12 protein-coding genes and 1 pseudogene are annotated in these 13,909 nt (G+C 57.3%); 4 read left to right on the top strand and 9 right to left on the bottom strand.

Annotated features, from left to right (window positions below; all coding sequences use genetic code 11):
• Positions 1-20: 20 nt before the first annotated feature.
• A protein-coding gene (locus RMR21_RS23935) for an IS3 family transposase (protein WP_498672519.1) occupies positions 21-1,210 on the bottom strand; the annotation gives its coding sequence in 2 pieces (ribosomal slippage) (positions 21-958 and positions 958-1,210; 1,191 coding nt in all).
• A gap of 503 nt (positions 1,211-1,713) precedes the next feature.
• Here RMR21_RS23935 and RMR21_RS23930 point away from each other — a divergent pair.
• Both RMR21_RS23930 and RMR21_RS23925 read left to right on the top strand, forming a co-directional pair.
• A complete protein-coding gene (locus RMR21_RS23930; RefSeq protein WP_498672517.1) occupies positions 1,714-2,103 on the top strand; it encodes a transposase in 390 nt (129 codons plus the stop codon).
• Between the two features lie 283 nt (positions 2,104-2,386).
• A pseudogene (locus RMR21_RS23925) lies at positions 2,387-2,734 on the top strand (nitrilotriacetate monooxygenase); the annotation flags it as partial.
• Positions 2,735-2,754: 20 nt separating this feature from the next.
• Here the strand turns inward: RMR21_RS23925 and RMR21_RS23920 are convergent.
• The 6 genes from RMR21_RS23920 to RMR21_RS23895 all read right to left on the bottom strand — a co-directional run bounded on the left by RMR21_RS23920 (position 2,755) and on the right by RMR21_RS23895 (position 8,899).
• Positions 2,755-3,825: an ABC transporter ATP-binding protein gene (locus tag RMR21_RS23920; RefSeq protein ID WP_498672514.1), complete on the bottom strand. Its 1,071-nt coding sequence runs from the start codon at positions 3,823-3,825 to the stop codon at positions 2,755-2,757.
• Between the two features lie 3 nt (positions 3,826-3,828).
• Positions 3,829-4,659: a carbohydrate ABC transporter permease gene (locus tag RMR21_RS23915; RefSeq protein WP_498672512.1), complete on the bottom strand. Its 831-nt coding sequence runs from the start codon at positions 4,657-4,659 to the stop codon at positions 3,829-3,831.
• 3 nt (positions 4,660-4,662) lie between these two features.
• Positions 4,663-5,595, bottom strand: a complete 933-nt coding sequence (locus tag RMR21_RS23910) for a carbohydrate ABC transporter permease (protein WP_498672510.1) — start codon at positions 5,593-5,595, stop codon at positions 4,663-4,665.
• 115 nt (positions 5,596-5,710) lie between these two features.
• Positions 5,711-6,970: an ABC transporter substrate-binding protein gene (locus RMR21_RS23905; RefSeq protein WP_498672507.1), complete on the bottom strand. Its 1,260-nt coding sequence runs from the start codon at positions 6,968-6,970 to the stop codon at positions 5,711-5,713.
• Positions 6,971-7,007: 37 nt separating this feature from the next.
• Positions 7,008-8,183 carry a PLP-dependent transferase gene (locus RMR21_RS23900; protein WP_498672504.1) on the bottom strand — a complete coding sequence of 392 codons (1,176 nt, stop codon included), beginning with the start codon at positions 8,181-8,183 and terminating at the stop codon, positions 7,008-7,010.
• Positions 8,180-8,899, bottom strand: a complete 720-nt coding sequence (locus tag RMR21_RS23895) for a FadR/GntR family transcriptional regulator (RefSeq protein ID WP_498672502.1) — start codon at positions 8,897-8,899, stop codon at positions 8,180-8,182. The genes RMR21_RS23900 and RMR21_RS23895 overlap by 4 nt, the downstream gene beginning before the upstream one ends.
• A 199-nt stretch (positions 8,900-9,098) precedes the next feature.
• Here RMR21_RS23895 and RMR21_RS23890 point away from each other — a divergent pair, with 199 nt between their 5' ends.
• Together RMR21_RS23890 and RMR21_RS23885 are read left to right on the top strand one after the other, a co-directional pair.
• Positions 9,099-10,088: an AraC family transcriptional regulator gene (locus RMR21_RS23890; RefSeq protein ID WP_498672500.1), complete on the top strand. Its 990-nt coding sequence runs from the start codon at positions 9,099-9,101 to the stop codon at positions 10,086-10,088.
• A gap of 60 nt (positions 10,089-10,148) precedes the next feature.
• Entirely contained in the window at positions 10,149-11,357 is a 1,209-nt protein-coding gene (locus RMR21_RS23885) for an MFS transporter (protein ID WP_498672496.1), read from the top strand.
• A gap of 324 nt (positions 11,358-11,681) precedes the next feature.
• Here RMR21_RS23885 and RMR21_RS23880 read toward each other — a convergent pair whose 3' ends face one another.
• Together RMR21_RS23880 and RMR21_RS23875 are read right to left on the bottom strand one after the other, a co-directional pair.
• On the bottom strand, positions 11,682-12,365 hold the full coding sequence (locus tag RMR21_RS23880; protein WP_498672494.1) for a hypothetical protein: 684 nt from the start codon (positions 12,363-12,365) through the stop codon (positions 11,682-11,684).
• A 528-nt stretch (positions 12,366-12,893) separates the two neighbouring features.
• The gene (locus RMR21_RS23875) at positions 12,894-13,841 is read right to left on the bottom strand and encodes a YiiG family protein (RefSeq protein ID WP_498672493.1); all 948 of its coding nucleotides are present in this window, start codon (positions 13,839-13,841) and stop codon (positions 12,894-12,896) included.
• Positions 13,842-13,909: the final 68 nt, after the last annotated feature.

Raw genomic sequence — 13,909 nt, 5'->3', positions numbered from 1 at the left:
CCTGACCTGCCACTGAAGTTTCATCCGGCTGCGATTAGAGCCTCGGCGGTTTTTGATACGCCAAATGGCGCGGTGGGAGCAACCGGCGGAAACGCGAAGCTTCCACTTTGCGTAGCGTTGGAGCCGGTTGCGGCGATGATCCCGGCATAGTCCGCCGGGGTCTGGTATCCGAGCGATGAGTGCGGCCGGAAATTGTTATAGTCGTCGGCCCATTCCGCAATGGCGCTGCGGGCATGATCGAGCCCAAAGAACAAACTTTCATTGAGCAGTTCGTCGCGCATGCGGCCGTTAAAACTCTCGACATAGCCGTTTTGCATCGGTCTTCCCGGCGCAATGTAGTGCCACTCAACCTTGTGATCCTTCGACCAGGCAAGGATGGCATTCGAGGTTAGTTCGGTCCCATTGTCTGAGACAATCATGCCGGGCTTGTCCCGTCGCTCGATAAGCGTCGTCAGTTCTCGCGCGACACGGCGGCCGGAGATCGATGTGTCCGGGATCGCCGCCAGGCATTCGCGCGTGACATCGTCGACCACATTGAGGACACGGAAGCGTCTGCCGCAGGCGAACTGGTCGTGGACGAAATCCAGCGACCAGCGGGCATTTGCCTTTGCTTCAACGAGGATCGGCGCACGCGTACCGACAGCACGACGCCTCGCTTTCCGCTTGCGCACGGAAAGACCTTCCTCGCGATAGAGCCGGTAGATGCGATTGATACCAGACGGCTCTCCGTCTCGTTGAAGCAAGACGAACAATCGACGATAGCCGAACCGGCGGCGCTCATTGGCCAGATCGCGCAACTTTGCTCGCAGCTCTAACTCAGGTAGTCGACTGGATCGATAACGGACTGTCTTGCGGTCGGCAGATATGATCTGGCAGGCCCGCCGCTCCGAAAGCCCCATTGTGACCTTCAGATGCGTGACGGCTTCACGCTTGGCGGCGGGCCCTACCATTTTTTTCCAAGAAGCTCACGAAGAGCGGCAACATCCAGCATCTGCTCGGCCAACAACTTCTTCAGCTTTGCATTCTCGTCCTCAAGCGCCTTCAGACGCTTGGCCTCCGACACCTCCATGCGGCCGTATTTGGCCTTCCAATTATAAAAGGTCGCCTCGGAAATTCCGTGCCTGCGGCACAGGTCGGCGGCCTTAACGCCCGCCTCCTGCTCCTTCAGCACACCAATAATCTGCTCTTCCGTAAATCTCTGCTTCTTCATAAGTCCGTCCTCGATGAGCCGGACTATAATCGAATCTGGAGGAAATTCTCAGTGGCAGGTCACGCAGGATTGCCACCGTCAGTTTCCCCTCCATCCGCTTTGTCGTTACCGCTATAGATATCTAGGTCCAAGGCTAGCCCACGGACGCCGATGGCAATCAAGGTCTGGGGCGAGATAACCAAACCCTCGTTAAAGCTTGATAGAAAAAGTCCAGCAAAGATTCGCCCCCGGTAGCGGGCTGCGAAATCCCTCCACATGCCGACGTCCTCGCTAAGACCGGAGAAGAGTGAATGTATCTAGGGTCGGAACAAAGAACAGCTCCAAATCGTACGCTAAGATCGAACGGAGCGTGAACCTTCATCGTGGACCTGCATGATAGTCTGTCGACTTGTTGCAAGTTTCCTAGCGAAGGCTGAAACGTAACGGGTTTTCTCCCCGCACATTGCCCGCTGTCGCTTGATCTGTGATCGAAGTTCCATGGAGAAGCGATAAGGAGCTTCTCCATGGATACTACATTGGAGGTTCTCACGACGCGGCAGAGCGGACGCGAGGTGCATCGTCAATCGCCTGATGAGGTCAAGTCACGGATCGTGTCAGAAAGTTTGCGGCCGGGTGTGACGGTGAATGAGGTCGCGGCCCGCCACGGGCTAAAGGCCAATCAGCTGTCGATCTGGCGAACACTGGCACGAGAGGGCAAGCTGGTTCTGCCTGAGCCGGAAGACGCAGTCGAATTCGCGGCCGTGGTCGTCGAGACGCCCGCGCTGGAGCGGTTGAATGTCAAACCAGTTTCCCTCACCGAAATTGTTGTTGGCCCGGTCACAATCCGTCTTGAGGAGGGTGCGTCTGCGGCTCGGATCGGCGCCGTCGCGCGTGCCTTGGTGGCGACGACATGATCTTTCCATCGAACCGCGTACGGATCATGGTGGCAACCAAACCCGTGGATTTCCGCAAGGCTCATGACGACTTGGCGGCGTGACTTGCGTTGACTGGCTTGCCTGCATCTGACTCGAACACCGAAAGACTGCCACATCATTCCGTGAATGCATGGGAAGAAGATCAGGCAGGCTGAGATCGCAATTACCCTTCGTCGCTACCGCTCGACGATCTGCCGGACCTGCGAATGAACTTCTGGTAAGATTTCGACGATGTGATCGCCGAAGCCCAATGACTGCATAATTACCTGATCTGCCGATATCGGACCAATTGCGGAGCCGAGCCGAATTGCTGACTGCTCTGGCACGCCGTGAAAGCCTGACGATCCGTCAATTGGCTCTGCGTCTTGCCGCCGGTCGCGGTCATCATATCGTCCTTGGCACGCCAGTCGAGATTGCCGACCGTATGCAGGAATGGTTTGACGGACGCGCCGCCGATGGCTTCAACGTCATGCCTCCCTTCTTCCCGCAACGCCTTGAGGATTTCACGCTGCTGGTTGTCCCGATCCTTCAGGAAAGGCGCCTGTTCCGCACCGAATATGAAGGGTCAACGCTGCGCGATCATCTCGGTTTGGCGTGCCCGCCGCTGTAACGACGGCTGGCGCCACCAATTCAGTCGATACGGCCGCCCTTCACGTCAAAGACGTGCAGTTTCTCCGGCGGCAGGCCGACCGTGATGGACTTGCCCGGCTGCAGAAGGGCGCGATCTGATGAAAACAGCTTGAAGGGCATTCCGTGGACTGCCAGATGCAGGATGATGCCAAGGCCAGTCGGCTCGACAAGGTCCACCTTGGCCTCAATACCTTCTGCGTCAGGAGCGACCACGACGTGTTCGGGTCGAATTCCGAGCGTTATAGCCTCGCCGTCCTGAACGGCAACCTGCCGCCCCAGTGGCATCACACTGCCATCCGGCAGTGCCATGGCGCTTCCATCGGGCTTTTGCATGCACCGGCCTTCAAGGAAGTTCATTCCTGGTGACCCGATGAAGCCTGCGACGAAGAGATTGGCCGGACTATCGTAAAGATCGAGCGGCGCGCCGATCTGCTGCACATATCCGTCATTCATCGCAACGATCCGGGATGCAAGCGTCATCGCTTCGATCTGATCGTGGGTCACGTAAACGGAGGTGGCGCGCAGATCTGCTTGCATGCGCTTGATTTCTGCCCGCATCTGCTCGCGCAGGCGCGCATCCAGGTTCGAGAGCGGTTCGTCAAAGAGGAATGCCTTTGGCTGGCGCACGATTGCGCGACCCATCGCGACGCGCTGGCGCTGCCCGCCGGAAAGCGCCTTTGGACGCCGCGCCAGATAGGGGTCCAGCCCAAGCTTGCCGGATGCTGCGGCGACGGCTGATGCGATGACCTCCTTGGGGCTTTTGCGCAGACGCAGACTGTAGCTCATATTGTCTGCCACAGTCATGTGCGGGTAAAGCGCGTAGGACTGAAAGACCATGGCGATATCCCGGTCCTTCGGCTTGAGATCATTGACCAGTTGCCCGTCAATGGTGAGCGTACCTGAAGTGATCTCCTCAAGACCCGCGATCATGCGCAGAAGCGTGGATTTTCCGCAGCCGGATGGACCGACGAGGACGACGAATTCGCCATCAGCAATGGAAAGATCGACACCGTGCAGGACGGGATGGTCACCATAGGATTTGGCGACGCGATTCAGCTCGATGGAAGCCATGGATTATCCTTTCACCGCACCGGCCGTCAGGCCCTGCACGAGGTATCGTTGAATGAGCAGGAAGAAGAGGCATGCGGGGATCAACGACAGCACGCCTGCCGCCATCATCTGTCCAAAGTCGACCGAGAATTTTGACACGAAGGTCAGCAAACCAACCGGGAATGTGGCGCTTTCGTTTCCGGAAATCAGCATCAGGGCAAAGAGCAACTCGCTCCACGCTGCCGTGAAGACGAAGCCGAGCGTCGCGGCGATACCCGGCAGGGTTAGCGGCAGGATGATCTGCCGGAACGCCGTGAAGCGACTTGCACCGTCAATCATCGCCGCTTCCTCGAGGTCTTTCGGAATGCCGTCGAAGAACGACTGCATGAGAAAAGTCGCAAAGGGTACGTTGAACGCCGTGTAGACAATGACGAGGCCCGTCAGGCTGTTCGTCAAACCCAAAGGCGAAAGCATCTTGAAGATGGGCGCCACGAGCATGACGAGCGGAAACATCTGCGTGACCAGCATCAGCCCGATGATCCAGAATTTGCCCCGAAAGCGGAAACGCGACAGTGCGTAACCGGCAAGCGAGGACAGGATGGTCACCGCAAACGCTGTCGAGCCGGCAACGATGACGCTGTTTTTAAAGAAGGTGGGAAACGCGCTGTTTTCGATAACGTACCGATAGTGATCGAGCGTCGCATGCGACGGCCACATCCGCACACCCTCACTATAAAGAAGGTCGTTGGGCGTGACCGACACCTTGAGGAGCCAGAAAAGTGGGAAGAGCGCAAAGAGGATGTAGATAAGAAGCGCGAAGCGATGCGCGATGGTGAGAAAAATCCTGCCGGTCATAAGTCAATCCTTCTCGATGAGGCGCTGGCGCATGATGACGATGACCATGGAATAGGCGAGCAGAAGCACCAGCAGAGCCAGCGCGATGGCGGATGCGTAACCGAAATCGAGCCTCTTGAAGGCCTGCGTGAAGATGTAGCTTGCAACGATCTGCGTTCGGTCAGCCGGTCCGCCATTGGTCATGACGATGATGAGATCGGCGAAATTGGCGATCCATACGGTGCGCAGCAAAACGGTGATCGCGATGGTGGGTGCCGCAAACGGCAGTGTGATGGATGTGAAGCGCTGGAGCGGCGTTGCGCCATCGATCGATGCGGCCTCATAGAGATCACGTGGAATGGCCTGAAGGGCGGCCAGCAGTGTGATGGCAAAAAACGGAATGCCCCACCAGACATTGGCGATGATCGGACCCCACATGGCCAGATGCGGATCCGCGAGAATGTTGTTGGGCGCAGAGAGCAGCCCGAGCGACGTCATCCAATGCGGCAGTGGACCGATGACGGGATTGAACAGCCATGCCCAGTTGAGCCCGGCCAGAAACGTCGGCACGGCCCATGGCAGGAAGACAAGCGCCTGCACCACGCCACGGCCCGCAAAAGGCTTGTCCAGAAGCAGGGCCAGAATAAGCCCGAAAGTGAATTGTAGAAAGACGGAAGCCCCGGTCCACCAAAGCGTGTTCTTCAGCGCGCGGTAAAAAGCGACGTCCTGCGACAGCTCTCTGAAATGGTCGAGCCCGATGAACCCGCCAGAGAACGGGTTGAGCAGTTGAACGTCGCGAAAGGCGTAAGACAAGCCTAAAACCAGCGGCACCATCATGACCGTGATGATAAGGATCAGGACGGGTGCACTGTAGAGCCACGGCTCGGCGGCTCTTGCCAGACGCTGCAATGCGGGTTTACGCGGAGCCACTGGCCCGGCGCTTTGGGTATAGGACATCAGGTGCTCCCCAGCGAAACACGGCGAACGGATGCGCCACGCGCTGATCTCGTTTGTTTCTGAACCGAAGCGGTGATCAGACAGCGCGCTGATCTTCACGCGCTGCCTGTCTCGTTTATTTCGATTTCAGGAACTTCTGCTGAGCCTTCGTCATGTAGTCAGCCCACTGCTTGGCGAGTTCTTCCGGCGTGATGTCACCCAGAAGAGCCTCCTGCGATGACTTGATGACGAGCGAGTCCTTGAAGAACGCGAATTCTTCGAGATAGGTCGGCATGGTCGTTGGTACGGCATTCTTGTCTGCCAGCTCCTCGAACCAACCCTTGAACTGCTCGCTGGCATAGAACGGATCTTTTTCGGCCGAGGTGTGGACGGGTAGCGCACCGGTTTTCTTGTTCCACTCGATGTTGCCTTCCGGCCCTTCCAGCGTCTCGATCAACTTCCAGGACAAGTCCTTGCTCTTTGACGACGCCATCATAGACCAACCTGCAAAGCCGATTGTCGGGAAGGTCTTGCCATCAGGACCCTTTGGCATCGTCATCACGCCGAAATCTTCGGCCTTCATGCGCTGGGCAATGGCAATCAGAGCATCCGGGTCCTGATCGAGGAACGCGCATGTGCCGGAATAGAAACCGGCCACGATCTCATTGAAGCCCCAGTTGACGCTGTCCTTAGGCGCATAGCCGTTCTTGTAGAGATCGACGAGATAGGTCAGACCCTTTACCCAGCCGGGACTGTCAAAGGTGGACTGTCCGTCCTTGGTGAAAAACTCGTTGGAGCCGGCCATCGACGCGCCGAACATAACCCAGCCATTCAAGCCGCCCGGACCGCCGCGCAGGCAATATCCGTATTTTCCGGGGATGGCAGCAACCTTCTTGGAAGCATCGGCAAACTCTTCCAGCGTTTTGGGCAGTTCCTTCACGCCTGCCTGCTCAAGCAGCTTCTTGTTGTAGAACATGGCACGCAGGTAAAAACCGTAGGGCAGCATATAGGCTGTGTTCTTGACGTCGCGGCCAAGCTCCAGCGTGCGTGCGCTCAAACCGGCGGTGTGTTCCCACTTTGCCAGATAGGGCTCAAGGCTCTCGAGCAAGCCATTATTGGCGTAGAGCGACAGCCATGTATCGGGCATTTCAATGACATCGGGAACGTCGCCAGCCGAAACCATGGTGGCGAACTTCTGGAATGCTTCGCTCCATGGAAGGGAGACGATCTCGACCTTTGTGCCGGGATTGGAGGCTTCGAATTTCGAGACGAGGCCTTTGAGGGTCTCGGTGCGCTCAGGGCTCGTGATGACTTCCACGAGTTTCAAGGTCGTGTCCGCCAGTGCCGTTCCGGCCATCAAGACGGTAAAGAGTGTTGCTGCTACCAGTTTTTTCATTGCGTTCTCCCGTTTTTTGTCGTCGTTCGTCAATGCGTCAGGCGGCGGCAGATGCCTCCCGGATCGCAGGTTCAAGATCGTTCCAGAGCGCTTCAGTACCCTCAAGACCGACATGCAGGCGCACGGAGCGCGGGCTGATACCGAACGTATGCGCTGAATTCGGCTGCGCCTTCTGTTCGAGCACCACTTCGCCAGGGACGATCAGGCTTTCATGTCCTCCCCAGGAAACACCAAGTTTGAAAAGTTCGAGACGGTCGGCAAAGGCCCTGACATCCACGCCCTCGCGGAAGATGAATGAAAACAGGCCGGATGTGCCGTTTAGGCCGGGCGGCAGCCGGTTGACCAGACCGGGATGGCAAACGGTTTCGACGACATCGAGCGCCTGAAGACGCGATGCGATTTCAAGCGCCGATTCCTGATGCGATTTCATGCGAATGGGCAGGGTGCGCAATCCGCGGATTAAAAGCCAGGCATCGAAGGGAGACATTTTGCCGCCCAGATAGGGATAGGCTTCGGCACGGATGGTATCGATCATGGCTTTCGAGCCCGCAACGATGCCGGACACCACATCGCTATGGCCGCCGAGATACTTCGAGGCAGAATGCACGACCAGATCAACGCCAAGCGACAGAGGCTTTTGAAAGATCGGGCTCGCCCAGGAGTTATCGATCACCGAAACAGCACCGTGACGGCGCGCAATTGCGGCCAGTGCCCCGACATCATGCGCTTCCATGACCCAGCTCGTCGGGCTTTCCATATAGAAGAGCTTTGCGCCCGGCATCGCCTTTTCAACGGCAGCCTCATCCCGCCCGTCGACATAGGTGACGCCGATGTTCATGCGCTTCATCAAGGTGCCGAAAAGACGGAAGGCATCCGGATAGACGTGGCGCACAGCGACGATACGGTCCCCCGGTGAAACGAAGGAGAGAACCGTCGATGAAATCGCCGCCATGCCGCTGGCAAAGCCAAGCGCATCCTCCGCACCCTCGAGCTTCGCTAGCATTTCCTCAAACATCCGGACCGTGGGATTCAATCCACGCGTATAGACGGGCCGATTTCTTTCGCCGCGGTAGGTGGCGACCATTTCGTCATAGCTTGAGAAGGTGAAAAGAGAGGTCTGGACGATGGGCGGCACCACGGCCTCAAAGGGATGCGTTGCATCATGGGCAACGATGAGAGATGCGGGATCATAGAGATCGTTGCCTTGGCTCATTTGGACATGTCCTTGATATCTTCCTCGACAATGGCGAGGATTTTCAGCGTTTCTTCACGCGCAGAGACGGCATCTGCTGCGACTATCGCGTTGAAAAGCGTGCGGTGGAACGGAAAGGAGCGTGATGCAAAATCCGGTCTGTCGAAGGGTTTCAACCAGAAGCGCTCGAAGCCTTCACGCATCTGCTCCAGAAGCTGCTTGAACAGCGAATTGTGGGTGGCTTCATAAATAGAGAGGTGAAAGGCGAGATCGGCCTTGCCTGACGTGCCCTCGGCAAGATGGACGCGCTCCATCTCCTCCAGCCGCAGGCGCATGGTTTCGATATCCTCTTCCGTTCTGCGACGGGCTGCAGCCATGGAGGCCTCGACCTCTATTCCGCGGCGCACCTCCAGCGTCATCAGCAACGCATCACGCAGGCTTTCCGCTTCAATGGAAATGGGCATGTGAACGGTCGCGCTGGAAATCGGCTTGAGCAGGTAGTTGCCGCTACCCTTACGGCTATCGATAACGCCAAGCGCCTGAAACTTGCGGATGACCTCACGGATGGTGGAGCGGCCGACGCCCAGAGCGGTCATGAGTTCGCGCTCGGCAGGCAGGCGACTACCAGCTTTCAGCCCTGCCCTGTCCACGAACTCGGCAAGTGCGGCCTCGACCTGGCGCACCCTGTTCACCGCGGGCAAAGGCGTCATCAGGTAATTGTCTGCCGACTTGTTCATTCCGAAACCCCGACCGCCCAGTCAATAATTGGTCTGACATCTTACCGATTATCAGATGGTGAGAAATTTTCAAGATGGATTTCAGTTTTGCACAGTGATCGGTGACGACCCGGGTGCAGCTCGGATTTTGGGATCGAAGACGTTCAACGTTGCGAATACCCAGATTGAAAGCCAGACGATTTGCATATAGATTGTTAGAATGCTTGATCATTCGTCCCGAAAATCCCCATCGACAGATCTACCCATGGACGCGCTCAGCGAGGTCTTGCGGGACTTTCGCCTGAGCGGCGTCAATTATGGGCGCTGTGAGCTGCGGCATCCGTGGAACATCGCGTTTCCTCAGCAGCCGCTTTTGCGCTTTCACTTTGTGAGCCAGGGGCCTTGCTGGATTTACACTGAGGCTCAAGGGTGGGAAGCGTTGAACGAGGGCGATCTGGTGCTGTTGCCGCAGGGCATTGCGCATCGCTTGGCGAGTGCGCCGGATGTTAAGGGCGATTGTCGCGAATCTTGCCAGATTACGAAACTGGAAAGCAGCGTTTGTGAAGTGGTGCGGGAGGGGACGGGGGCCACCGCCACCCTGTTCTGCGGTTCAATGGCTTTGGGCGAGCAAGCGCTTCATCCGTTGATTTCCTTGATGCCACCCATCATCCGGGGCTGTGATGTGGCGGGGAATGACCCGCTCATCGGACCTTTGCTGGCCGCCATGTCTGTCGAGGCATCTCAGCCACAAATGGGCAGCGCAACGGTTCTTTCGCGGATGGCGGACTTGCTGACGGCCCGGCTTATTCGCTGCTGGGTGAATTGCAGCGGCGCTTCGACCACCGGCTGGCTTGCGGCCATTCGCGACCCACATATCGGGCGCGTGCTATCAGCCATTCACCGGGAGCCCGGCCAGCACTGGACGCTGGAGAGCCTCGCTGTCGTGGCAGGTCAGTCACGGTCGATCTTTGCCGAGCGGTTCAGCGCAGTTCTCGGCGAAGGCCCGGCGCGTTACCTCGCTCGCCTGCGCATGGAGCTTGCTCGGGAGATGCTGTCTCGAAACGGCATGTCGGTAGCGGAAGTGGCCACCCGGTTGGGATATGAGTCGGAAGCCTCATTCGCGCGGGCGTTCAAGCGCGTGACCCACTCATCGCCCGGCATTGTGCGCCGCAGCAATTCCGGACGAATGGACATGAATTTAGGATTTTGAGCTACATATCATCCTGAGGGGGCTGGCTATAGTTGTCTGCGATGTAGGAGACACACAGAGATGACGGACACAACTTTACAGCTCGATGAGCCCATCAGCGATTCTGGAGCGGCGGAAGACACCGCGTGGACAGCGGCAACCTGGCTTGCCGTGCTTTCCATGGCCGCAACCAGCTTTGCTCTGGTGTCTGCCGAGTTTTTGCCAGCCGGACTTTTGACGCCGATGGCGCGCGATCTGGGGATCAGTGAGGGCACTGCGGGACAGGTCGTGACGGCAACAGCTTCCGTTGGTGCCATTACGGCTTTGTTCAGTAACGTGCTGATCGGCAAGTTGAACCGCAAGACGGTGCTGGTTGCTCTGACGGCGCTTGCAGTCGGCTCAAACATTCTTGCAGCCACGGCCGGCGAATTCTGGTTGCTGCTGGTTGGTCGCGCCGGATTGGGCATTGCACTCAGCGGGTTCTGGGCACTTTCCGTTGCCGTCGTCGCAAGGCTGGTTGGCACCAACGCCACCGGGCGCGGCATGGCCATCGTGACCCTTGGCGTCTCGCTGGCAACGATTGCCGCACCATCCATGGGCGCATTGATCAGCGATTGGCTAGGTTGGCGAACGGCCATGGCGATGACGGCCGGGCTTGCGCTGATCGCCATGCTGATGCAGGCCATCAGCCTGCCCACTCTGCCGGCAAGCACGAGCAACAGCCTGACCGACGTGTTCAAGCTGACACGGCGTAGGGGTATTCAGCTGGGCATGTTGGCCATTCTCTTGCTGATGACCGGGCATTTCGCGGGTTCGATCTATGTACGGCCCTTCCTGGAGCAGGTGACGCTGCTTGATACGCAATCGATCGCTCTTGCGCTGCTCGGTTTCGGCATTGCCTCAGTGATCGGCAATGTCGCCGGCGGACGGATGGCCGATGCGAGTGTGACGATGGCACTTGCGGTAACCGCTGGCCTGATGGCATCTGCGGCGCTCATTCTGGTTCTCGGCGGCGCTTATGCGGCCATCGCATTCACGCTGGTCGCGCTCTGGGGCTTTGCGTTTGGCATGGCACCGGTCGTGCTTCCGACCAATCTTTCCCGCAGCGCGCCGGACGCCCTCGAAGCTACCGGTAGCCTGATGGTGGTCTCTTTCCAGGTCGCCATCAGCATTGGTGCCGTTGTCGGCGGCTACGTTGTGGACAATTATGGTGCCGCAGGACCCCTTACCCTGACGGCCGTAATGGCCGCCACGACCGTCGCACTGGCGCTTATCCAGCCGCGCAATTGAAGGCTTGAACCAAGGCATCAATCCCCATCAGGGCGCGTGTGCTGATGGGGCGACAACGCCGCGCGTGATGTCGCGGCTAAACTCGGCGTATCGTTGTCGACGCTCTATGCCTACGTTGATGCCAAGGGAAAGCCCCGCGAGCGGGCAAGTGATCTGCTGCCAAGCAAGCGTCGAGCGAAGCGCGACAACAGCATACAGGGCACTGTAAGGTTAACCGGTCGGCTCATAGATGGCAACATATCACCCCTAATGGCGCGACCTGATCAAAACACCGCCATGCAATCCTTTGCGATCGAGGATAAAGAGCTGTCGGCTGACATATGCTCATTTCGCGAAAGGTATCGCGTTGTCCCGTTCGCGAGTGCCGGGTGGAAGGCCTTTGCGGTCGTCGTCAACCATCATTCCTCGGGTGGAGTAAGCCAGGCTGACCCAGAAGCGGTCCCACATCGCAGAACGCACGCCTGAGCGATATCCTTCGTGTTCGCTTAAAGCCTTGTCGCGCCAACGGTTAGCGATCTCGGAGGGTACGAGCGCGAAAAACATCGTATCGCCGTCCGTCGCATCAATCGACAGGAGAACCTTACCCCTCTCTTGGATGCTCTGCTCCAGCTCCTTTGTAGCATCGGCATATTGAGCCCAGACGAGGTCACGATAAGAGCTTATCGGTCCCGGTGGTTGTTCTCCAATGATCAGAGGGCCGAAAACAGCATTTGCGATAGGGCCGAGCGAAGTTTTGGTTATAATGCCAGCGTCTTGCCAGATCGAGAAAATATCGCTGGTGTACTTGTCTTCCACCGAGTGCAGCTTTCCGGCATTGTCCAACAGATTGACGGTGGCAAGAAATAACCGATGACGCGCAGAGTAATCCTCTACGCCGTAAAATCCGACAGTCTCCATATCCGTGGGCGGGTTGACCGCCATCTCCTGGACCCGCTTTACGATGGTGGGGTCACCTCTCGAGAAATCGGAGGCGAAGGCGATGATATCGGCATAATCTTCAGATGGCATTTCGGCTCCTGCAGATTGGGCTATAGAAAGGATGCAGAATAGGGCGATCAGCGAACCGTACCGCGCTAATATCTTAAGTTGGCTGATCACTTCGCTAAAAATCTCTCCTGAAATATATTGTCTCAGAAGTGGCGCACACTTCGTGACACAGCATAGACACCCTCTCACACCGATGACAGGATTATCGACGAGTGAGAATGCCGGGTAGGAAATGATGATACTTGCGTTCTGTGTAACAGCCGTCGTGGCGTCTGCAACGGTTCAACTGCCTCACGAAGTCGAAGCGTTTCTCGACCGCCGTGCTCAATGCGAACACTGGGCCGGAGAAGAACCATATGATGGTCCGCGCGCCAGAGAAATCGAGGCAGCAGTGCAACGACTGCGTTGCGATAGCCTAGAGGCGGATGAATCTCGAATACGCCTACGGTACAAACCAAGCCAATGGGTGATCAAAGCACTCGAACCAGAAAAGCCATAGGCTCCATTCGACAACTTGCACTCAAATGGAGAGGTGTGCTTTCGTCTGACCTAATCCTTGGCAAACGTTGTGGCCGTCTCGGCGGTGCTTACCATGGTATTGTAGTCAGACACCAGCCACTGCAAATCCTCGCCAGCCCCTTTGCGAGCGTCGCCTTTTGCCTTCTCCAGCTTTTCGTCCAAATCACGCAGCTTCGATAAAAGCGACGCCGGCTGCGATTCAAAAACGTGGAAGGAATCGGGATGCTCCAGTGAGTAATCGTCGAACTCCCGCACAGCGCCCGAATAATCATCAAGTGCTTGCTTGAAGTCAGACATCTTCACGACCGGGCGATCGTTTGTCGGCATCAAATCCATCACCGCTTCTGCACGAAACATCACGTTGCGGACGTGCCAGCGAGACTTCTTGCCCTCGCTTTTTTCCAACGCGGTCAGTGATGCCAGATCTGCTTTCACCTTCTCCGTGCGCAGCGCAGCATCTGCCGTCTTGCGACGCTCCTCAAATGCGGGAGCAAGCGCAGCTATCTCCTTATGGAATCCCTTGCCGGCTTCCATCTTATCGCTCTTGTAGTCCTGTCTCTCGTAATATTTGTTGGCGCGTTCAATGACTGGCGCAAGCTGCTGGTAAGTTTCGACATAGGCGGCCATTGCAGCATCGAGCTCTGGCATCTTGGGGGCTACCTGCGCAGCGGCTACCGCGGCAGAAGCCTCATCTCGGACGTCGTAAAGCGAGTACAGGCCGTAGATGATCCTTTCTTTGCCAGTGGGCCCTTTCTTCATGTCGACCCAACTGTCGTACCTCTCCAACGATTCTGATGCTCTGAGCGTCCGGTTCAAGAACTCAACATACGTGTTCAGCTTGGCTGTGACCTCTTCAGAGACCACGGCTTCCGAAGCAGTCTGCGAAAATGCCGGACGAGCCACGAACCCAACAGCGAGCGGATTTTGCAAAAGGAAAACAAGCGCGGTCGCGGCCATAAACGTCTTGAAAAACGGCATCAAAATCTCCCTGCAATTATGGTCTTACATTCATTTGAAAAGGCGCGAGGCCAATGGCTGCGGCCCAA

Origin of the sequence: Agrobacterium sp. rho-8.1, from assembly GCF_033957725.1 — a bacterium.
Lineage (GTDB): Bacteria > Pseudomonadota > Alphaproteobacteria > Rhizobiales > Rhizobiaceae > Agrobacterium.
The sequence above is the reverse complement of the archived record's forward strand: the minus strand, read 5'-3'. Positions and strand labels throughout refer to the sequence as shown.